The sequence below is a fragment of the Comamonas endophytica genome (assembly GCF_023634805.2).
Lineage (GTDB): Bacteria > Pseudomonadota > Gammaproteobacteria > Burkholderiales > Burkholderiaceae_C > Comamonas > Comamonas endophytica.
Genome location: NZ_CP106881.1, coordinates 3,280,248 through 3,301,839 on the forward strand (window position 1 = coordinate 3,280,248; position 21,592 = coordinate 3,301,839).

General features: G+C 64.1%; 21 protein-coding genes. 19 read left to right on the forward strand and 2 right to left on the reverse strand.

The window, feature by feature from the left end; genetic code table 11:
* Positions 1-62: 62 nt before the first annotated feature.
* The 11 genes from M9799_RS14970 (at position 63) to M9799_RS15020 (ending at position 9,161) form a co-directional block, all read left to right on the forward strand.
* Positions 63-1,145 (forward strand): LuxE/PaaK family acyltransferase, encoded by a 1,083-nt coding sequence (locus M9799_RS14970; protein WP_231044672.1) that lies wholly within the window; start codon positions 63-65, stop codon positions 1,143-1,145.
* On the forward strand, positions 1,142-2,602 hold the full coding sequence (locus tag M9799_RS14975) for an acyl-CoA reductase (RefSeq protein ID WP_231044673.1): 1,461 nt from the start codon (positions 1,142-1,144) through the stop codon (positions 2,600-2,602). The genes M9799_RS14970 and M9799_RS14975 overlap by 4 nt, the downstream gene beginning before the upstream one ends.
* A gap of 7 nt (positions 2,603-2,609) precedes the next feature.
* On the forward strand, positions 2,610-3,356 hold the full coding sequence (locus M9799_RS14980) for an ABC transporter ATP-binding protein (protein WP_231044674.1): 747 nt from the start codon (positions 2,610-2,612) through the stop codon (positions 3,354-3,356).
* 26 nt (positions 3,357-3,382) lie between these two features.
* Complete coding sequence (locus M9799_RS14985; protein ID WP_377008398.1) at positions 3,383-4,129, forward strand: ABC transporter permease; 747 nt, start codon at positions 3,383-3,385, stop codon at positions 4,127-4,129.
* A 9-nt stretch (positions 4,130-4,138) separates the two neighbouring features.
* The gene (locus tag M9799_RS14990; RefSeq protein ID WP_231044676.1) at positions 4,139-5,146 is read left to right on the forward strand and encodes an ABC transporter substrate-binding protein; all 1,008 of its coding nucleotides are present in this window, start codon (positions 4,139-4,141) and stop codon (positions 5,144-5,146) included.
* A gap of 1 nt (position 5,147) precedes the next feature.
* Entirely contained in the window at positions 5,148-5,930 is a 783-nt protein-coding gene (locus M9799_RS14995) for an SDR family oxidoreductase (RefSeq protein ID WP_231044677.1), read from the forward strand.
* 137 nt (positions 5,931-6,067) lie between these two features.
* On the forward strand, positions 6,068-6,247 hold the full coding sequence (locus tag M9799_RS15000) for a CsbD family protein (RefSeq protein WP_231044678.1): 180 nt from the start codon (positions 6,068-6,070) through the stop codon (positions 6,245-6,247).
* Between the two features lie 103 nt (positions 6,248-6,350).
* The gene (locus M9799_RS15005) at positions 6,351-6,485 is read left to right on the forward strand and encodes a hypothetical protein (RefSeq protein ID WP_255662780.1); all 135 of its coding nucleotides are present in this window, start codon (positions 6,351-6,353) and stop codon (positions 6,483-6,485) included.
* A gap of 136 nt (positions 6,486-6,621) precedes the next feature.
* Positions 6,622-7,722 (forward strand): TerB family tellurite resistance protein, encoded by a 1,101-nt coding sequence (locus M9799_RS15010; RefSeq protein ID WP_231044679.1) that lies wholly within the window; start codon positions 6,622-6,624, stop codon positions 7,720-7,722.
* A 22-nt stretch (positions 7,723-7,744) separates the two neighbouring features.
* Positions 7,745-8,038, forward strand: coding sequence for a hypothetical protein (locus M9799_RS15015; protein WP_231044680.1), 294 nt, complete (start codon positions 7,745-7,747; stop codon positions 8,036-8,038).
* A 103-nt stretch (positions 8,039-8,141) separates the two neighbouring features.
* Positions 8,142-9,161: a diguanylate cyclase domain-containing protein gene (locus tag M9799_RS15020; protein WP_231044681.1), complete on the forward strand. Its 1,020-nt coding sequence runs from the start codon at positions 8,142-8,144 to the stop codon at positions 9,159-9,161.
* Positions 9,162-9,318: 157 nt separating this feature from the next.
* Here the strand turns inward: M9799_RS15020 and M9799_RS15025 are convergent, their stop codons facing one another.
* The gene (locus M9799_RS15025) at positions 9,319-9,477 is read right to left on the reverse strand and encodes a DUF3309 family protein (RefSeq protein ID WP_175503678.1); all 159 of its coding nucleotides are present in this window, start codon (positions 9,475-9,477) and stop codon (positions 9,319-9,321) included.
* 51 nt (positions 9,478-9,528) lie between these two features.
* Entirely contained in the window at positions 9,529-9,747 is a 219-nt protein-coding gene (locus M9799_RS15030; RefSeq protein ID WP_231044682.1) for a glycine zipper 2TM domain-containing protein, read from the reverse strand.
* Positions 9,748-10,170: 423 nt separating this feature from the next.
* Here M9799_RS15030 and M9799_RS15035 point away from each other — a divergent pair, with 423 nt between their 5' ends.
* From M9799_RS15035 to M9799_RS15070, 8 genes are all read left to right on the forward strand, one after another.
* The gene (locus M9799_RS15035) at positions 10,171-10,848 is read left to right on the forward strand and encodes a hypothetical protein (protein ID WP_231044683.1); all 678 of its coding nucleotides are present in this window, start codon (positions 10,171-10,173) and stop codon (positions 10,846-10,848) included.
* 272 nt (positions 10,849-11,120) lie between these two features.
* On the forward strand, positions 11,121-11,564 hold the full coding sequence (locus M9799_RS15040; protein WP_231044684.1) for a type III secretion system chaperone: 444 nt from the start codon (positions 11,121-11,123) through the stop codon (positions 11,562-11,564).
* 12 nt (positions 11,565-11,576) lie between these two features.
* Positions 11,577-12,026: a type III secretion system chaperone gene (locus M9799_RS15045; protein ID WP_231044685.1), complete on the forward strand. Its 450-nt coding sequence runs from the start codon at positions 11,577-11,579 to the stop codon at positions 12,024-12,026.
* A 204-nt stretch (positions 12,027-12,230) separates the two neighbouring features.
* Positions 12,231-12,659, forward strand: a complete 429-nt coding sequence (locus M9799_RS15050) for a type III secretion system chaperone (RefSeq protein WP_231044686.1) — start codon at positions 12,231-12,233, stop codon at positions 12,657-12,659.
* 16 nt (positions 12,660-12,675) lie between these two features.
* Complete coding sequence (locus M9799_RS15055) at positions 12,676-15,042, forward strand: hypothetical protein (protein WP_231044687.1); 2,367 nt, start codon at positions 12,676-12,678, stop codon at positions 15,040-15,042.
* A 707-nt stretch (positions 15,043-15,749) separates the two neighbouring features.
* Positions 15,750-17,654, forward strand: coding sequence for a hypothetical protein (locus tag M9799_RS15060; RefSeq protein ID WP_231044688.1), 1,905 nt, complete (start codon positions 15,750-15,752; stop codon positions 17,652-17,654).
* A 478-nt stretch (positions 17,655-18,132) separates the two neighbouring features.
* A complete protein-coding gene (locus M9799_RS15065) occupies positions 18,133-18,561 on the forward strand; it encodes a type III secretion system chaperone (RefSeq protein WP_231044689.1) in 429 nt (142 codons plus the stop codon).
* A 16-nt stretch (positions 18,562-18,577) separates the two neighbouring features.
* Positions 18,578-21,316 (forward strand): hypothetical protein, encoded by a 2,739-nt coding sequence (locus M9799_RS15070; RefSeq protein ID WP_231044690.1) that lies wholly within the window; start codon positions 18,578-18,580, stop codon positions 21,314-21,316.
* Positions 21,317-21,592: the final 276 nt, after the last annotated feature.

The following is a 21,592-nucleotide window of genomic DNA, read 5'->3' on the forward strand; positions in this document are numbered from 1 at the left end:
CTGCCCGCGCGCCCGGCAGGGGAGCCTTCGGAGCACCATGCCAACGCTCCCGAAGGAAATCCATGGACCAAGCCGCTTCACTGGTTGCAGACCTGCGTGCATTCATCGCGCAGGGTGGCTGCACCGACGCCCAGTTCGACGCTCTCGCGCTGCGGCTGTTTGCCTACCAGTACGCATCGAACCTGCCGTTTCGCAGCTTCTGCCAGCGCCGCGGCGCCACGCTGCGCAATGTGCGCACCTGGAGCGACATTCCCGCCGTGCCCATCGATGCCTTCAAGGCATTGGAACTGCGCAGCGCACCGCCTTGCGAACAAGAGCGCGTTTTCATGACCAGCGGCACCACCGGGCGCGCGGCGCGCGGGCGGCACTTCCATCCGCAACTCGAGGTCTATGACCTGTCGATGGTGCGCAATTTCGCGCAACGCTTCATGCACGGGACCGGGCGCATGCCCATGGGCATCCTGTTTCCCGACGAGCAGGCCATGCCGAATTCATCGCTCGCGCATTACCTGGCGCTGGCGAAGTCCGAGTTCGGCACTGCCGAGAGCCGCTATTTCCTCTCGCCCGAAGGTCTCGACATGCCCGGCCTGTGCGCTGCGCTTGCGGAGTCGGAGCGCAGCGGCCAGCCCTATGCGCTGCTGGGCGCGAGCTTCAGCCTGGTGCATGTGATGGACGCGCTGCGCGCGCAAGGCCGCAGCTTTCGGCTGCCCGCGGGCAGCCGCATCCTGGACACCGGCGGCTACAAGGGCCAGTCGCGCGAGCTGCCGCTGGAGGACTTCTATGCCGGGCTGTCGCAGCTGCTGGGCGTGCCGCGCTCGCACTGTATCAACATGTATGGCATGACGGAGCTCAGCACGCAGTTCTATGACGACGGCAACGCCGTGATCCCTTCCGTCAAGTCGGGACCGCACTGGATCCGCTCGCGCCTGGTCGAGCCCGTCACGGGGCGCGATGTGGCGCCGGGCGAGCGCGGCATCCTGGTGCATTGCGATCTGGCGAACTACAACGCCGTCACCACCATCCTGACCGAGGACGTCGGCCTGTGGGCCGAAGGCGGCTTCTTGCTGCTGGGGCGCGCCGAGGGCGCAGCAGCCAAGGGCTGCTCGCTGGCCGTCGAGGAATTCGTCAAGGCAGCCGGCGCATGAATGTCCAACGGATCACTGCGGGCTATCTGCCGGGGGGGCTCGAAGAGGGGGTGCACTGGCATCTGCTGCCCTTCGAGCGCGACGGGCTGCGGCTCGAGGTGGCGGTGCCGGTGCTGTCCGAAGCGCAGATGCAGGCGCTGGCCGAGCGGGTGCGCGCGGCTGCCGACCGCCATCTGCGCCAGATGCCGGTCGCGCAGATCATCGATGCCATCGACCGGGCCATCGCGCGCCTGCTGGACCGCAACGACCCCGCGCGCCGCGAGGCCGAGGCCTGGCTGCCGGTGGTGACCGGGTATGACGCGGAGATGGTGCGGCTGGGACTGACGGGGCTTTTCAAGACCTTCAGAGCCGCGCAGCTGCGGCGCTTCGTGGCCGAGGATTTCGCCAACCCCGGCGTGCTCGACGGCTTCCAGCCTGCGCCCAAGGGCGGGGCCGTGCGCGCCTTCGGGCCCGATCTGCTGGTGCACAGCTGGGCCGGCAACGTGCCGGCGCTGTCGCTGTGGAGCCTGGTCTGCGGGCTGCTGGTGAAGGCGCCAAGCATCGGCAAGCTGGCCAGCGCCGAGCCGTTGTTTGCCGGGTGGTTTGCGCGGCTGCTGACCGAGGTGCATCCACCGCTGGCCGAATGCCTGGCCGTGGTCTGGTGGGACGGCGCCGGAGGCATCGGCGCCGAAGGGGCGCAGGCGCTGTATGCCCGTGCCGATACGGTGCTGGCCTATGGCGGCAACCAGACGCTGGATGCGCTGCGCCGGCGGCTGCCGGTGACCACGCGCTTCGTGCCGCATGGGCATCGGCTGGGCTTTGGCTTGATCGGCGTGGCGGCGCTCGATGCGCTGAAGGCTCCGGCGCTGGCACGGCTGGCGGCCTGGGATGTGATGCGCTACGACCAGCAGGGCTGCTACTCGCCGCATGTGTTCTATGTGCAGCGCGGCGCGCAGGTGGAGCCGCGCGCGTTTGCCGATCATCTCGCGGCCGAGCTGGCCAATCTGCAGCGACGCTTCGCGCGCCGCGCGCTGGCGCTGGAGGAGGGCGCGGCCGTGGCGAAATGGCAGCAGGGGGTGGAGTGGGGCGCTGACGAAAACATCCTGATCGGGCCGGTCGATGCGCCCTGGAGCGTGGCATACAGCGACAGCCTGCAGCCGCTGGCGCCCACGGCGCTGTACCGCACCATTGCGGTGGTGGGTGTGGACAGCCTCGATGAAGTGGTGCCGGTGGTGGCGGCACAGCGCGAATACCTGCAGACCGCGGGCGTTGCCGCGGGGCCCGAAGAGCTTTACCGGCTGGCCGGGCTGTTGGGCGCGGCCGGGGCCACGCGCATCTGCGCGATCGGCGCGATGAGCACGCCCGAGGCCGGCTGGCATAACGACGGGCGTTTCAATCTGCTGGATCTGGTGCGCATGACGGAGATCGAGCAGTCCGCGGAAATCGCGGCCCAGCCCTTTGCCACCTATGCGGACTGAGACGAGCATGGCATTCCTGGAGATCCAGCAGGTGGCCTTCGGCTACCCCGGCCGCGCGCCCGTGGTGGATGGCGTGGACTGGCGCATGCCGGCCGGCGAGATCCATTGCCTGCTCGGGCGCAGCGGCTGCGGCAAGACCACGTTGCTCAAGCTGGCGGCGGGCCTGCTGCGGCCGCAGTCGGGGCGCATCCTGCTGCGCGGCGCCGCGCTCACCGCGCCCGGGCCGCAGCTGGGCTTCATGTTCCAGGCGCCGACGCTGCTGGAATGGCACCGGGTGCTCGACAACGTGCTGCTGCCGGTGTCGCTGCAGCGCCGGCCCACGCCGCAGGACCGCGAGCGTGCACTGCAGCTGCTGGGGCAGCTGGGCCTGGCCGGGCATGCGCAGCGCTATCCGCGCCAGCTCTCGGGCGGACAGCAAAGCCGCGTGGCGCTGGCGCGCGCGCTGCTGCTGGAGCCGCCGCTGCTGCTGCTCGACGAGCCCTTCGCCGCACTCGATGCGATCACGCGCGCCGAGCTGCAGGACGATCTGCTGCGCACCTGCCGCGCGCTGGGCACCACGGTGCTGTTCGTCACGCATGACATCCACGAGGCGGTCTACCTGGGCGACCGCATCGCGCTGATGCATGGCGGGCGCATCGTCGACGATATCGCCATCGTGCTTCCCGCACCGCGCACCCAGGCCATGCGCCATGGCGCGGCCTTCAACGGATACTGCGCGCGCGTGCGCGCCTGCATGGACCGGGCCGGTACATGAATCCGACGCCATTCCGGATACGGCTCATGGCCGCCGCCTTGCTGCTCGTCTTGCTCGGCCTGTGGGAGCTTGCGGTGCGCGGCTGGGGCCTCTCGGCGCTGGTGCTGCCCGCGCCCTCGGCCGTGGCCGCAGCGCTGTGGACGGGCCTGGACTCGGGTTACTTCTGGCCGCACATCGCCGCCACGCTGCAGGCGCTGCTGCTGGGGCTGGCGGCCGGCTCCCTGGTGGGGCTGCTGGCGGGCATGGCGCTGGCCGAGTTCGCGCTGCTCGAGCGGGTGCTCAAGCCCTATGTCGTCGTGAGCCAGGTCGTGCCCAAGCTGGCGCTGGCGCCGCTGTTCGTGCTGTGGTTCGGCTTCGGGCTGCTGCCGACGGTGCTGATCACGGCGCTGATCTGCTTTTTCCCGCTGATGGAAAACACGCTGACCGGCCTGCGCCAGGCCGACGCCCAGCGGCTGCAGCTGTTTCGCATGCTGGGCGCCACGCGCCTGCAGACGCTGCTGCGCCTGAAGCTGCCCGCGGGCCTGCCGTCGATTCTCGCCGGCCTGCGCGTGGCGGTGGTGCTGGCGCTGGTGGGGGCGGTGGTCGCCGAATTCATGGGCGCCAGCCGCGGCCTGGGCGCGGTGGTCATTGCCGCCCAGGGAATGATGGACACCCCGCTGATGTTTGCGGCGCTGGCGCTGATCGCGGCGCTGGGGCTGCTGCTGTACCAGGGCTGCCTGGTTCTGGAGCGCCGGCTGCTGCGCGCGCATGCCGTTTCCGAAGACTCTTGTTGATTGCCCGATATGACTGAATTGCCTATGTTTCTTTCGCGCCGCGGCCTGCTCGGCGGCATTGCCGGCCTGGCACTTGCGGGGCCGGGCATTGCCGCGCCGGCGCCAGCGGGCAGGGTGCGCCTTGCCGGCTGGAGCAAGCCGATCAGCGAGATCACCAATATCCTTGCGGAACCCGACAAGGGCTTCTTCAGGGCCCAGGGCGTGGAGCTGGACTACCTGCCGGGCGCGGGTGGCGGCGATGCCGTGCGCAACCTGCTCAGCGGCCAGGCCGATGTGGCCTTCACCGACCCGGGCTCGTTCTTCATGGCGCTCGACAAGGGCGCGAAGCTGGTCGCGATCTACGACATCTATCCGCAGAACGTGTTCAACGTGGTGTCGCTCAAGTCCTCGGGCATCCGCAAGCCTGCCGACCTCAAGGGCAGGAAGATCGGGGTCTACAGCCTGTCGAGCGGCACGCGCCAGAACCTGCTGGTGCTGCTGCATCAGGCCGGGCTCAAGGAGTCGGACGTGCAGATCGTCGTCACCGGGCTGCTGAACTTCGCACCGCTGATGCAGGGCCAGGTCGATGCCACGGCCGCCACCGACACCGGGCTGGCCGTGGGCCTGCGCAAGGGCATCGGCCAGGTCAACGTGATGCCGGTGCGCGAGCATCTGAACATGTCCAGCGACCTGTTCGTGGTGCGCGAGGAGGCGCTGCGCGAGAAGAGGGCGCTGTTCAAGGCCTTCCTGAAGGGCTATCGCGACAGCGCGGCGTGGATGATGGCGCATCCCCAGGAGGCGGCGGATCTGGCCGCCAGGCGAGCCATTGACGGCACGCAGCGCGACATCAACCTCGAGGTGATCCGGCTGCGCAATGTGGCCTCGTTGCCCGAGGGCAAGGACGCCGCGTCCCGGTTGGGCAACTTCGACCTCGTTGCGCTGCAAAAGGGCGCCGATGCCTACCAGGCGCTGGGCCTGGTGCAGCGCCGGATCAAGGTATCGGACGTGGTCGACACGAGCCTGTTGCCGGGAGCCTGACATGGTGCCGACAGCAATGGATCTGCGCGGCAAGGTGGCGCTTGTCACGGGCGCGAGCCGCGGCATCGGAGCGGCGATCGCCGTGGCGCTGGCGCGCGAGGGCGCCAGCGTGGTGGTCAACCATCTCTCCAACGATGCGGCGGCGGCGCAGACCGTGGCGGCATGCATCGCCGCCGGCGGCGACGCCTGGGCCGTGAAGGCCGATGTGGGTTCGGCGGAAGCGGTGCGGGCCATGGCCGAGGACATCGGGCGCGAGGCCGGGGCGATCGATATCGTGGTCAACAACGCGTTCCGTCCCTATGCCTTCGACCCCGAACGCCGCCAGCGCTTCGACGATCTGGCGTGGCGCGACTACCAGGCGCAGTTCGATGGCGCCGTGGGCGCGGCCTTCAATGTCTGCCATGCGGTGCTGCCGCAGATGCGCCGGCGCGCGCGCGGCAGCATCGTCAACATCGCCAGCAATCTGGTCGAGCACCCGGTCGTGCCCTACCATGACTACACCACCGCCAAGGCCGCGCTGGTGGCGTTCAGCCGCAACCTGGCCAGCGAGCTCGGGCCGATGGGCATCCGCGTCAACTGCGTGGCGCCGGGGCTGGTCCACCCCACGCGGGGCAGCCAGGGCACCCGGGAATCGTTTCGCGAATCGCTGATGGCGGCCACCCCGTTGCGGCGCCTGGCGCGGCCTGAGGATGTGGCCGGGCCGGTGCTGTTCCTGGCGTGCGATCTCAGCGCCTTCATGACCGGCCAGGTGCTGACCGTGGATGGCGGGCTGGTGATGCGATGAACGTGGCCATGCGTAAGCCTGGACCGACTGCGCGTTCTCCCGGACTCCTACCGCGGCGGCATGCGGCCTGAGGCATCCTCGAGCTGTACTTCAACCCAGGGGCCACCAAGAGGGTCTCGCCACAGAGAGGAACGCATATGAATACCGATCAAATCAAGGGCACGCTCAAGGACGCAGCTGGCAAGGTCCAGCAAAAGACGGGTGAAGTGTTCGACAGCCCCGAGCAGCAGGCCAAGGGCGCTGCCAAGCAGGTCGAAGGCAAGACCCAGAAGGCCTATGGCGACGTGAAGGAAGTTGCCAAGGACGCAACGAAGTAATTCTTCGTCTCTCCTGCCAGGCCGGCATGACCGGCCCGGCCCGGGCCCTGGTTGCGCATGCGGCTGGGGCCTTGTCTTTAGGCAAGCCATGAAAGGATCCGACATGAACAGACCCCCCGACGAAACCCAGGCCAAGCGCCATGCGTCTTTCCGCAGCCGCTTCTTCACTTCCCGTGGTCTCATGGTCATCGGCATCGTGGTGGCTTTCTTGCTGTTCGCCATTTTCATACCTTGGTAAGGCGCGTCAGCGAGATTCACCGCGGCCCTGGATGCGGCAAGCATCCGGGGCTTTGTTGTTTTTGGTAAGGGCGCTGGAACCCTGGCCCGATCCAGTGCTCGAACAGTCCGTTATCCATCCAGGAGCTGAAGTACCCATGACACATGACGAAATCCGCGCGACCCTGACCCTGTGCCTGCTGGCCTCGTTTGCCGACGGCGAAAAGCATGACCGCGAACGCGAGCAGATCCGCCAGGTGGCCGAGGGGCTGGCCGGCGACGAGGCCGTCAACCTTCCCGGCCTTTACCAGGATGTGCTGCTGCGCCGTGTGAAGCTCGAGGACGTGCTGGCCCGCCTGAGCGGCACCGAATCCCGGCAGCTGGCATACGAGATGGCGGTATGCGTGTGCGATGCCGATGGCCAGACCAGCGCCAAGGAGGAAGCTTTCCTGGCGCAGGTGCGCCAGGCCTGGGGCATGGGAGGCACGGCGCCGGCGTCTGGGGCTGCGGCAGCCGGTGCTGGGGCAGCCAGTGCTGCGGCAGCCGGTGCCTCCACGGCTGCGATGGGCACGGAGTGGGGACGCGCCACCGACAGCTTCGATGCGCAGGCCCGCACGGTGGCCGACGCGCCGCTGCAGACGCCCGTCCCCGAGGCGCCCCTCCCCCAGGGAGCGCTGGTGCCGCACCCCGCGGCCGTGGACGAGCTCGCCACCACCGCGGCCCAACGCCGTCCAGGCACGCTCTCCGCCGCGGAAATGGACAGCAAGATCCTCAAGTCCTCGATCATGAACGGCGCCATCGAGCTGCTGCCCGAGAACCTGTCGACGCTGGCCATCATTCCGCTGCAGATGCGCCTGGTGTACCAGATCGGCCAGAGCTACGGCTACGAGCTCGATCGCGGACACATCAAGGACCTGCTGGGCGCGCTGGGCGTGGGCCTGACCTCGCAATACCTGGAGGAGGCCGGACGCAAGCTGCTGGGCGGCCTGCTGGGGCGTGCCGGCAAGGGGCTGCTGGGCGGGCTGGGGCGCCAGGCGGTGAGCAGCGGCATGAGCTTTGCCTCGACCTACGCGCTGGGCCACGTGGCGAACCAGTACTACGCGGGCGGGCGCACGCTTTCCACGGCCATGCTCAAGGATGCCTACCAGCACGTGATGAAGGACGGGCGCGAGCTGCAGTCGCGCTATCTGCCGCAGATGCAGGAGACCGCGCGCGGCTTGAACACCGCCAAGATCATGGCCATGGTGCGCGGCTCCTAGACGGCACACGCTGTTGCCCGCCATGGATTGGACGCCGCTCGAGCATGCCGCCATTGCCGTGGGCCTGCAGCTGGCTCTGGGACTGCGCCTGCGCAACTGGTGGCTGGGTGGGCTGCTGGCCTGCTGCTGGTTCCTGGCGCGCGAGCACACCCAGGCCGAGTACCGCTGGATCGCGCAGCATGGCGCCGGCCTGCGCGCCAACCTGCCCTGGTGGGGCGGCTTCGATGCCAGCGCCTGGAATGTCGCATCGATGCTGGACTGGTCCGCGCCAGCCATGGCCTGCGCGCTGGTGTGGGCCGTGGCGCGAAGACGCTGAACGCGGCAATGCGCTGGCGCAGGCCCCGGTGCCTACAGGCGCAAGCCGCGATGGCTGACCCTGGCGCCTGGAAGCGCGCCGGATACCGGGGAATAATGCAGCGATGGAGCCTTTACTTGATCAACTGTCCGTAGCCGTCACCTCGGCCAAGACCCTCGAGGAGATGTCACGCCCCTTGCTGGACATGCTGGCCGCGGTCACCGGCATGGAGTCGACCTTCCTCACCACCATGGATTGGAAGCGCGAAGTGCTGGAGGTGCTGTATGCGCGCAACGAGGGCGAGATGCAGATCAGCGAGGGCATCTCCGTGCCCTGGGGCGACACGCTGTGCCGGCGCGCGATCGACGAGAACCAGCCCTTCGTCAATGACGTGGACAAGCGCTGGAGCGATTGCGAGATCGGGCGCGCACTGCAGATCCAGTCCTATATGAGCACACCGGTGCGCCTGGCCGATGGCGAGCTGTACGGCACGCTGTGCGCCGCAAGTTCCGGGCGCCACGTGATGCCGCCGCAGGCGCAGCATATCTTCACGCTGTTTGCCGCACTGATTGCCCAGCAGGTGGAGCGCGAGCAACTGGTGCAGCAGCTCATGGATGCGAACGCGCGGCTGATGGTCTATGCCTCGACCGACGCGTTGACCCAGCTGCCCAATCGGCGCGCGCTGCAGCAGGCGCTGACCCGACTGCTGGAGCAGGGCGCGCGGGAGCAACGGGCCGTGCTGGTGGCATTCGTCGATCTCGATGGCTTCAAGGCCATCAACGACACCCACGGCCACGAGGTGGGAGACCGGTTCCTGATGGCCCTGGCCGACCGACTGCGCGTTCTGCTGCGCGCCGAGGACCTCGCGGCGCGGCTGGGCGGCGATGAATTCGCAGTCCTTGCGCTGGGCCCGCAGGAATCTGAGCAACTGTCCGCGGCCGAGAGCGCATTCCAGCGGCGGGTGTTCGAGGCCACGCAGGGCGATTACCAGCTCGGCGCCGTCGAGATCCATTACGACGGGGCCAGCGTGGGGGTGCTAGGTGTGGCGCCCGGCACGGGCAATGCGCTGGAGGCACTGCAGGCAGCGGACGCCGCCATGTACCGCATCAAGCAGCAACGCAGGAGCCGGCGCCTGCAGCAGTGAAGCGGGGACGTGCGTGTTCGCGCCCACTGGGCCGGCACCATCTAGCGCACAGGCAAACGCCCGGCAATTGCTGCAAGCAGAGCTTGCGCAGTTGCCGGGCGTTTGCCTGATGAGCGGGCAGGCGCGGGCGCCTGTATCGCTCAACGTGCCGTCAAGGCTATATGCGGCCCATGAGCAGCAAGACGATCAGCACCACCACCACCAGGCCCAGCACACCGCTGGGGGCGTAGCCCCAGCTGCGGCTGTAGTTCCAGGAAGGCAGAGCGCCAATGAGGAGCAGGATGAGAACGATCAACAAAATGGTGCTAATGGCCATGGTTCACTCTTTTCTTTGTGGTTGATGGAAATCGGCACCTCAAGGCGCAGATCAGCGCTTGTCCACTTGGTTGCCAATGACGCCGCCCACGGCTGCGCCGCCGAGCGTGCCCAGCGCGCTGCCGCCCGACAGCACCGAGCCGCCCACGGCACCGACGCCAGCGCCGATGGCGGTGTTGCGATCACGGGTATCCATGCCGCTGCAGGCAACCAGGCTCAGCAGGGCAGCGCCGGTCAGCGAAGCCAGGGTGATTCGTTTGATGGATTTCATGTCAGGGCCTCCTAAAAGTCGTGGACTCGATAGCAATATGGCGAAAGTTGGTCCGAGATACATTCCGGTGGACCTCCTGTCCGGACAGTGCACGAAAAATGCTCCACCAGGACAGGCTGCAGCGGCTTGCGCCGGCTGGGAGGCACACCGCGACTCGGTGGGCCAGTGAGCGCGTGCCTGAAAGGCCCCGCTCCTGTAGCGTGTGCAGATCGATCTTGTTGTAGGGCGAGCCCTCCGTCGATCCGCTAGGGTTTCGGTCGCTGCCCTCGGCCTGCAGCCTTGGATGCGCCCCTGGTTCAAACCATACTTGGCGGGTGAATGCACGCAGGTAGGATGCCGCCGCATTGATGCGCATGCTTACAGGCAATGGCGCGGCATCCGGCATGGAACACGACAGCTGGTGGGCAAGGTGTTGGCCGCTCCATGCAAAAAGGGCCCGAAGGCCCTTTGCTGTGCAGTCATGGCATCTGGATACCAGGGGATGCAAGCCCCTCCATTGCACGCTCAGCTCTGCGAGCGCTGCTGGCCGGCAACCGGATTGCCGTGCTGCTGTTGCCCTGGATTGGATTGCTGCTGCTGGCCCGGCTGGTGCTGGCTACCGGTCTGTTGCTGGCCAGGATTGCTCTGCTCCTGCTGGCCGCTGGTGCTGTACTTGTTGCTGGGCTGCTGCTGGCCCGGATCGTATTGCTGCTGCTGGCCCACGCGCTGCTGGCCGCCCGACTGTTGTTGGCCAGGATTCGATTGTTGTTGCTGGCCGGGGTTCGACTGGTGCTGCTGACCAGGATTCGATTGCTGTTGCTGGCCAGGGTTCGACTGGTGCTGCTGACCAGGATTCGATTGCTGTTGCTGACCGGGGTTCGACTGGTGCTGTTGGCCCAGATTCGATTGTTGGCCAGGATTGGATTGCTGCTGCTGGCCGGGATTGGAACGGCCCGAGGACTGCTCATTGGGGTAAGTCTGCTGCTGCTGCTGATCCTGCTGGCTCGTGCGGGCCGGATCGCTTTGCTGCTGCTGGTTCAGGTTGTTCTGGTTGTTTGCGTTTTGGCTCTGCTGTGTCATTTCCATACTCCTCAGGTTGCGGTGTTGGTAAGTGAACAGTGATCGAAAACCACTGAACCCTTACTTTGCACCGCCATCGCAAAGAACACTGTAGGACGGCCTGGCTATTACCTTTTGTTGCGACGTGTCAACTTGTCAATCGCAATAAAGTTTGTTTTCAACAAAAAAGCAACAAATTGGATACGGAGGGATGTATCGGGCGCAACAGTCCGTCACCACGTTGGTGGCCGCGCTGGGGCATTTCCCAGGTCACGGAACCTTGGTCTGGTGCGTGTTACTCATGGGTGTCGAACTGACGATGCTGCTGACATCCGATGCCTGAAGATCCCTATCTGATTTTGCTTGATGCGCTGGCGCGCCGCCTGCCCGGTGTGGAGCCGGCGCGCCTGGTGCAGGCACAGTGCCTGCAGATGAACAATCGGCGCATTGATTTTTTCGTGCAACGCGATGCCAGCGATCGGGGTGAGGACCGCATCGTTCTGCGCTGCGACGTGGTGCAGTTGCCGGCCCCCGCATCCGAGGAAGTCTGCCGGCAACTGCTGCATGCCAACAACCTCTGGGCCGGCACGCATGGCGCGACGCTGGCGCTGCGCGGAGACGACACCGTCATGCTTGGCATCTCGGCACGAATCGCGTCGTTGGACGGCGCTGGACTGGCCCATATGCTCAACAGCCTGTACCGCGAGGCCGGACGCTGGGTGGAGAAGCTCACGCATACCGATGACGCGCTTGCCATGTTCCTTGAAATGCGCGTTTGAGCGCTTCGCACGATGCAGAACCTACCTGATACCCCGTACCACGCGGCAATAGCGGCGCTGGCCCTTGAAATCGGGCTTGAGCCCCAGGGCTTGGCCAAGTGCGAAGAGCTGGTCATCGACGGCATTCCTGTGGCGCTCCGTGCGTCGCGGCATGCCGGCGTGGAGGGCATGGAGATGGCCTGCAAGGTCGGCCCCCTGCCGCAGCAGCCGTTGCCCGTACTGCGCCTGCTGCTGCAGGCCAATACGCTGGGTTTCATCACCGGCGGCGCCACGCTGGGGCTGCAGCATGGGGCGGATGATGTGGTGCTGGCCAGCGCCCATCCACTGGACACGCCGCCAGCGGCGCTGGCGCGCGCCTGCCGGATGTTGACGGACATTGCGGGCATCTGGTCTGCAGCGCTCCAACAGAATTTCAACCAGGCCGATCCCGCGCCGGGCGATACAGCCTTTTTTCGCGGGTGATCGCATGGCGGCTTTTGGCGGCGCCGCGTTGGAGTTGCGCCACAGCGCCGATGGACTGGAAGCTGTGGGGGCGCATTCGTAGGCATGCCGTATAGGCACTGCTTGCTGAAGGCAAGCCGAAATCGCAGCCGTCGAGCCCCGCGGCGCTGACCAGGGGCTGGCTGACATTGGATCAATCGACTGCATGATTCCCAGGGAAACACCATGACGCGTTACCAGCATCTTCTCGAGAACTACGCCCGGCTGATGGGCATCGAGCCCGCAGCGGACCTGCTCGAGATCCAGGAAGTGGAGGTGGCGGACATGACCGTCGGCTTCACCGTCGAAGGCGATGAGGAGGAGGGCAGCGTCGTGCTGTTCACCAGCCTGGGCCTGCCCGCGCCGCAGGTGCCGCGCGAGCGCCTGATGCAGTTCATGCTCGAAGCCAATGCCTTCTGGGCCGGCACCGGCGGCTGCACGCTGGGCCTGCAGGGGCATACGGGCGCGGTGCTGGTATGCGCACGCGCGCCGCTGGCGCTGTGCGATGCGCCGGCCTTTGCCGCCGTGGTCGATGCGTTTGCCGAAGTGGCGCTGCTGTGGCGGGAGGTCGTGCAGGGGCGGCAGGAGCTCGATATCACGGCGCTCGCCGCGTGAGTACTGCGAGGACATCATGAACTACTCCATATCGCCACCGGGCAGCCCGCAGTCCTCGATACCCCTGTTGCCGCAGGAGCCCGTGGTGGACAAGGCGGATGAGCCCATGCCGGCAAGCAGGCCAGCGCAGGGTGGCTTGCAGGGAGCATTGGTGGCGGTAGGCAACGGTAGCCTGAGCAAGGCACTGTACCGGGACGCGGAATCGGTCGGCGATGAGGACGACGATGACGATGACAACGACGTGTTCGAGGATGCGCGGGAAGCGCCCGATGATGCGGTTAGGTACCGTTCGGAACCCGGCGGCATAGCGCATCACGATGAGGGTGAAGAGCGCTATGACGCCGCTTTGGCCAATTCGGCTCCGTTGTCGCTGGATGCGGCCGAAGACCTGCACGCCGTGGCCGGCCCAAGCGATGAGCCGGCGCATTTCGCAGTGGATGAAGATGCGGCACAGGAGCGTCTGGCCAACGAGACTCGGCTGCAGCAGCAAAACCAGGGCCTGTGGCAGAAGATAAAGAACTGGTTCTCGTTTGAACTGCCATTGCCTGGCGACCTGCTTCATGAAAACGCATTGCTGGGGGAGGATGCCCCGCCTGCTGCTGTGCAGCCAGTGGCAATCAGCGCGCCGCGCGATTCAGCGGCAGATGTCGAGCCGCAGATTAAGGGCACCTGGAAGCGTCAGCTTGCCTATGCCGTAGGTAGCGCTTTCAATCAAGCGCAACTCCTTGTGGGCGGTGTGCCAGCGCAACCCCAGCTTGTCGCACCAAAAAAAACCGCGCAGCAGCAGAATTCTGACCGGATCCTGGAACTGAGATCCCAGATCCACCAGGAGCTTGTCAAGCTCAACCAGCATGTCAGGAATACGACCGACGAGGATGTCAAGGATATCGTTGACCTGACGGGCGATCTGACTTCAGTGGAAATGGATGGATGGGACAGGTTGTTCGCTGCGCGCCATATGGTGGCCGGAGCGTTCTCGGCGGCAACTCCTGTACTGGGCAAGTTGGCAGGTGCTGCGGCGGTACCAATCGTCGCGGGCGCGGTGGCTCCCTGGCTGGGCGTATCGATGCTGGGTAATGTGGCAGGCTATGCGACAGGTGCATTTTTGGCCTTCAGGGCACTGCAGGGCCTTGGCGAGAAGGTCACCGACGCGACCGCGAAGTCGATGATCGCGGAGATAGAAGGCAAGCTCAAGAACGCGCACGAGGAGCTGCGCATCATCGAAAGAGAGGAGAAGGTGCGCGCAGATGTCGAAGACCTCATCCGGTTGGCAGCCAAGCCCCGATCGCAGCAGATCAATGACTTGAGAAAGCAGCTGTCGCACATAGACAAGGCGCTGCAAGCCAATACTCCGCAAAAGGCTGGCGCGGCCAGGGAAGCGGCGCGGCCACTGCGGCACCCTGTGACTGTGGGCGATGGCGCGCGGCGCGCGCAGTTGCTTGATACAGCGGTGGGAATGCGACAGAAATTCAGCCGCTTTTTCCGCCGCATCGCTGATTTCTTCTTTGCGCGCCGGAACGCGGCCAATCGAGAGCATGCCTATGTCATCGAGGCTGGTAACAGGAAGACCTTCGAAGCGTTGTCCATGCCAGCGCTCGGCAGCCGCCTCAACGCACTGGAAGTGGAAGCGGAAAAGCGATTGGCACCAAGCCAGCGGACCATGAGGGGCATGGCGCTGCGCCAGCGATTGGTGCAGGGGGAGAATGTGGTGCGGGCGTTGGTGGCGGCGGAGCTGGGTTTCGGGGGAGTGGCATTCAAGCATGCTCTTGCTGGCGAGCGCGCCGTTGCCGCGACGTTGTCCACGGCGCGCATGCTGGCTTGGTACCTCGATGCACTGGCGGATCTGCCGGAGGAAGAGTGGGAAAATTATTCCCACGCGCCGCGGGTGACGCGCGGCGACGACGGTGTTCTGACGGTGGAGGATCCCGGGCGCAAGCTCTCGAACTTCCTCATGGGAGTTCCCACGGCCCATGCTGGCGCGGCCCGCGGGGAGGATGGGATACTGATCGACGACCACTCTCCCGGCATGCCTGGCGCGATGTCCGGCCTTCGATTCAGCACGGAACCGAGCAAGGACAGCCATGTCTTGAAGCTGTCCTTTGTGCCCAAAAGCAGCAACCAGGTATTCCAGCAAATGGACCATCACAAGGAATTGGTCCGACTTTCGGTTGCACTGCGCGAGGCAAGTGCTGCCGCAAGCCAGCCGCAAGACGATATCGCCGGGCGTTCACCAGAGGGACTGCTTGCGCTGCGCGGCGATCTCGAGGCGAAGCTGAAGCCGCTGCACGCGCTTGAATTGGAAGACATGGAGCGGCTACAGGTTCTGGCGAATTGGCACGATCCGGAGAGCGCGGTGGAGCGTGCGCGAATTGCCCCGCATTAGCGGCTTGTGCGCGGCCCGCAACGCGGGCGTTGCCGTATCCATGCGCGATTCTGGTGGCTTGATAAGGCGCCACGAATCGTCTGGCCCATGCCGATCTTTGGGCTTGCCAGCCAAGGAGGCGGCTGAAACCCCTCAGTGAAAATCATTTGGTACCCGTTAAAGCCGTCAAGGATCCACGGGTCCTGGTTCTGCCGACCGAGCTCGCGGCCGAGGCCGTTCGCAGACGCAATGGCATTGAAGCCTGACTCGACTAGCTGGGGATTAACAGAGCGCTGGAGTTCGGACGCAAGGGGACACATGGCGTTCAAGCGCTGTGGGCTCCGGCCTGCACACGTTAGTGGCTGTGAGTCCGCGCAATTCGACAAGCGCGGTAAAAACTTCGGCGCATCTGGATGCACGCTCACACTGCTGCATGCGCGAAGCCGCAGCAGCAGTACTTCCTTTGGCGAACGTCGCCATAACGCACCGGGAATAGCAAATTTTAATTAAATTAAATTTGCAAATAGTTTTTATCAATGAGACAATGCCATTGATTGTTCACGCTCTGATGCAGGTGGCTCGCAAACCATTTTCACAGGAAGACTGCGACCTGCCACCAGTATCTGTTTGAGAACCGCGCCCAAGAGATACCCATCGACATGCAGCCGATCAGGAAGATCGGCGCGCATGAATTTCGGCTTTACCGCTCAATTGGATAAGGAGCACCCATGATGAATTACCAAACGATTGCCGCGCATGGCAGCCGCCAACCTTTGGTTCAAGCCTTTCATTGTGAAGAAATACCGGCCAGTGGTGTGAGAAACGCGTCCGCAAGAAGTCTGATGCAGTCTGAGTCCATCGTAGTGGACGATGGCAACTGGCTCGTACCATGGCCGGCAGATAATTTGTCGCCTGCTGCACCATCAATTGCTGGTGCTGCCTGCAGCGTCAAGACAGATCAGTCGCAGTTGAACATGGAGGTAGCCAACAGAGCCATGAAATTTATGACCGAGGCGAAAGTCTCAGCCATTCAATTGGATGAATCTTGCTACCAGTTGCTGGCTGTGATGAATGAGGCCGCTGGCGAGACCATGCATTTACCGCATCCCGATCGAATGCTACCCATGGAATTCGGTTCGCTAGATACGCTTCAATATTGGGCGCAAACGATGTCGCGTGGTTTGGCAGCATTCCAATCCAACGTTGACGAGCTTTTGGCTGCACCAGCGGCGTCAGCGGCGTTAGCGGCCGTGGGTATGGCAGCAACGGTAGGGGTGCCGAAAAGCAGCTTGGCGGTGCAGAGCGCAGCGACAACCGGGGCGGCTTACCTGTGCGCGCAGGCACTGCGCAAATGTCCTAAATTGACGAATGATAAAGAAATAATGAGCTCACTGAATGCAGGGCTCAGCCCCTTGAATGCCCTACTCGAGCAAATCGAGCACCGGCTGGCGTGGCTCAAAGGGCGCCATGATGTCGAAGCGCGTATAACCACGGTGCAGTATGCACGCGCGCAGAAGCTGCGTAACCTGCGCTTTGAGGCGCAAAGCGTAGCCACTGCAGGCAATGCCGCCATGGCGGCGCCGGACAGGACGGTTCGTGTGAGCGATGGCGGCCTTCGCGCGCAGGTGCTGGGCCTGGCGGCACAGGCCAAGACTGCCTTCGGCACCTTCTTCACGCACGTCGGCAAGGCGCTGTGCCGGGTCTACACCTTCTTCGTGCCGGGCGCCGGTGACGGGCGCCGCGCGGCGTTCCTGCAGGAGCAGGAAGATGCCAAAAGAATCACGCCGACCCTGAGGGCCCTGCAGTCCAGTGCGCAAGACAGCCTGATCGACAACAAACTGTCCCTTGAAGCGCAGGCAATGCAGCGGGCGATCAAGGCTGGCGTCACCGACCTGGAGTATTCGGAGGCACGCCAGCGATTCATCATGGGCGAGAACCTCGTGCGTGCGCTGATGACTGCCAAGGTACCGAGCTTCGGAAGCATGGAATACGATGGCGGAGAAAAGCATGGTGGCAGGCATATCGTGTACTCCACGCTCGCCACGTCGCGCTCCATCGCCTGGTATCTCGATGCCATTGCCGATCTGGATGCAGAAGCCAGGCGCGTGTCGCCTGGCACTCCGCAAGTCAAACGCATCGGGAACAGCCTGGTCGTGGCCGATCCGCAGCGCCGCCTGGCTGGATTCCTGATGAGTGCACCGACCGCACATACCGCGATCATGGCGGGACGCAAAGATGCGGCGCTTTCCACGGCAATCACCATCGATGATCACCGTGCCGGCATGCCCGGGGGCATGCACAGCATGCAGATCGAGTCGGTGGTGGACGAGAAATCGAATACTGCCGGGCTGCGGCTGTCGTTCACGGCACAGGGTGATCGCCCTGTCTACCAGCCTTTGACAAACGAAGCTCGGGTAATGGACCGGATGAGGACCGCCCCGTATATGTCCGGCGCCCCACTGCCGGCGGCCAGCCAGGATTACTCCGGCTGGTCTGTCGACAGGCGCGCCGCGCACTTTCAGGCACTGAAAGAGCAGGTCCGACAGGAGGCTATCGTGTTCAAGGCAGATCAGCGTCTGCTGCTGGACATCGCTGTGCCGGGCATGCCCCAGCTGATCGCCAATTACGCGTGACGCGATGTTCGCCGGGACCATCGACATCCCGGCCCATGCCGATCGATTGGCCCGGTGTATCCGGCGATCCGATGCTGCTTTCTGCACAGTGACGCGGGCAGAGACCCCGAGCCCAAGCGCGTGCAGCGCGTACATGCCCCGCCTCGGGAGCTCGAGCTTCCGACCCATCTGCATGCTGTCCTTTGTGTCTGGTAGCAGCGTCCAGGTATCCAGGAAGTCAGGGCGAGGAACCTTGATCTGCCAATTGTCACTCATGGGAGCGGCATCGAGGCGATGCTGCTACTGATCCTTGCTGGTCCGGTATGCGCGGCGCGATGCAGATGCTGCACCAGGACGCGTGGTGCTGCAAGCGCATATGTATTGAACAGAATCCTGCCCGCAGTTGCATGAGTTGCAGAAGGCGGGCCGGTAGCGCTCGACCAGCGTCTGGATCAGCCTGACCGTGCATCGATCGAAACGCATGATTTGGAATGACGCCATGACCCGCTACCAGCAGCTGCTTGAAAACTACGCCCGCCTGATCGGTATCGAGCCCGCAGCCGATCTGCTGGAAACCCAGGAGGTGCAGGTCGCAGAACTGGCTGTGGGTTTCACTGTGGAAGGGGATGAGGAAGACGGCAGCGTCGTGCTGTTCACCAGCCTGGGCCTGCCCGCGCCGCAGGTGCCGCGCGAGCGCCTGATGCAGTTCATGCTCGAAGCCAATGCCTTCTGGGCCGGCACCGGCGGCTGCACGCTGGGCCTGCAGGGGCATACGGGCGCGGTGCTGGTATGCGCGCGTGCGCCGCTGGCGCTGTGCGATGCGCCGGCGTTCGCGGCCGTGGTCGATGCGTTTGCCGAGGTGGCGCTGCTGTGGCGGGAGGTCGTGCAGGGGCGGCAGGAGCTCGATATCACGGCGCTCGCCGCGTGAGTACTGCGAGGACATCATGAACTACTCCGTATCGCCACCAGGCAGCCCGCACGCCTCGATGCCCCTGTTGCCGCAGGAGCCCGTGACGGACGAGGCGGAAAAGGACTTGCCGGGCAGCATTTGCGGAATGGGCGCGGCGCAGGGCACGCTGGTGGCGGTGGGCGATGGCCTTGCTCGCAAAGTGCTGCATCAGGATGCCAGGATGGCTGAGGCGCCCGGCGACGATGATGATGACGACATCGACGACGTGTTCTATGAGATGGACGGAACTCCCGAGGACATTGCAGGCCTTGATGGCAATGTGTCTTCCGAAAAGGACGAAGACGCTGCGCTGCACAACCCCGTGCGTGTGCGATTGGATTCGGCTGATGGGCATCAAGACGTGGAGTCTGGCAACGCGACCCGCGCCGTCGGCAGGTCGTTGGACACCATCGAGGAACACCTGGACACCACGGCCGGCACGCACAGTGAGATGGCGCTGTTCGTAGTGGATGACAAGGGGGCGCGGCAGCGCCAGGAGACCGAAAACGAGCTGCAGCAGCAAAGCTCGGGCATCCACCGGAAAGTGGTTGACTATTGTGGAAGTTGGTTGCCGGGGTTCATCACTGCGCGTCTGCCAAGCTTTCTTTCGCCAGCGGATGTGCTACCGCCAGCCAAGGGGGCAGCAGCCAGCGTGCCGCGCGATCCTTTGGCGACCGGAGATCCAGCGATGGAGTACGCAGAGGATGAGGAGATGTCGCAAGGTCTCGATGCCGCGAAAAGTGGCTTGTTGCAAAGTGTCCAGGGCTTGATGCATCAATATCCAACAGCCGAGCGAATCGCAAGGGGAATATTCAACCTGTATGAGAGCGCTGATCGATTCGCGAATTTGCCCCCGTACGAATCTCCAACTGCCACGTCACCGGTTTTTACGGCTCCTTCCAGCAGCGCCAAGGCTTACCCGCCACCATCTTCAAATGTAGTGGTCAGTAAGTTCAGCACAGCGCCCGTGATTCAACATGTGCCTATTGAAATGGATGACGGCAAGTGGCTTATCCCGTTGCCGGCAGATGATTTGCCGCCACTTTCGGCCGCCGCAGGGGACAGTGTCGAAGCAGACCATGCGCAATCGGCCAGTAAAGTGGCAGAAATAGCTACGCCGTATCTGGATCGGGCACAGAAATTGGCTAGTGAAGTGGATGACCGTTTCTATAAATTGATGGACGAAATAAATAGGACACATGGCGAGATCGCCATGGACCAAGACCCCGACCGCCTTAATCCTCCGGATTTTCAGGTGGCAGACAAGCTCCGGGGGTGGTGGTACAACATTTCGGGTGGAATGGCAGCATTGCAGACCACTCTGGGCAAGATGACGGGCGCGACGACGATAGCGGCGGCCGTGGACATCGCGGCCAGCGTGGGTGTGCCGGGATTTGGCTTTGCGGCGAACGCTGCAGCGAAGACTGGGGCGGCTTATCTGTGTGTGAAGGCACTGCGCGAATTTCCCAAGTTGGCATCCGATCAAAAGATGGTGCGAATGATCGAGGACACCATTCGTTGGGCAAATCCCAAACTGGAACAATTCAAGCGCTTGGTAAACGCGGAGGAGAGGCGTAACGATGTCGGAACCCGTATCAACACACTGCAGATGGCGCGCTTGCAGAAGATCTCCAACCTGGGTCATGAGATGGAGAGTGTGTCCAAGGCCCGCGCTGCCGCAATAGTTGTTCGGGTTAACAAGGTCAGTCTTGGCAATGGCGGCATTTTGACGCAGGTGCTGCGCTTGGCAGCACGAGCGAAAGCAGGTTTCAGCGAGTTCTTCAAGCGCGTCAGTGCAGCGCTGGGTGGAGTTTTCAAGCCGACCGCTGATCAGGGGCGCAGCGCGGCACACCTGCTGGAACAGGAGGAAGCCAAGAGAATCTCAGCGACCTTGAAGAGCCTGCGGTCCACTGCGCCGGACAGCCTGCTGAAGATCAAAGGCCTGGGCGTTGAAGTGGACGCTTGGCAGCGAGCCGAAAGAGCCGGCAGCAGCATGAGTTATTCAAATGCGCGCGAACAATTTGCCATGGGCGAAAATCTCGTGCGCACACTGATGACGTCCGAGAAACCGAGCTTCGGAGTCATGACCTACGATGGCGGAAAGGTGCATGGTGGTCCGCGTGCCGTATCCTCCACTTTGGCATCGGCGCGCGCCATCGCCTGGTATCTCGATGCCATTGCCGACCTGCCCGAAGGAGCCAGAAACCAGGTCCCTGGAACTCCTAAAGTCGTGCGTAGAGGGGACAACCTGCTGGTAACCGATCCGCAGCTCCGGCTCGCCGGATTTCTAATCAGTGCGCCGACCGCTTACACCGCTGCGATGGCAGGGCGCGAAGATGCAGCGCCTTCCCCGATAATCACCATTGACGATCCCGGATCCGGCATGCCCGGGGCCAGGGACAGCATGCAGTTAGAGTCGGTGGTGGACACGGAATCAAACACTGTCGAGTTGCGGTTGTCATTCATGCCGCGGAGCGAGGCTCCGGTCTACCAGCCTTTGGGCAACGAACGTCCAACTATTGAGAGGATGAAAGTTGCCCTGCACAACACAGGTTCCGCGCCGCCAGCGACAAGCCAGGATTACTCGTACTGGACCAAAGAAGAGCTCGATGCGCGCCATCTGGAACTGGAAAAGCAGTTGGCCCAGGAACTTGTTCTCTTCAATACGGAACAACATATGCTTGAAGCCGCCGATGTCTGGGAAAACCCTCGGTTTGGCCCCCGACTCTCGTGAATCGGTGCGCTCTCTCGCAAGAAATGGCTTTTTTGAGGCGTCAAGGATTCGCGGAGCAATTCAGCCCATGTCCACAAGCCGAACCGCTATCGCAAAGCGGCTGCCAAGACTGGTAACTTTGCGCAGCTGAACCACCACAACACGGACTTCAAGCCTGTAAGCATGATATGGCGCGATAGCGCCTTGTCACCTAGAGGCGCAATGCGAACGCACTGTGCAGCATCAAGGAAATGCGAAGCACCGCTAGTGCCTGGCAAGCAGCACCGTGCCCAGACT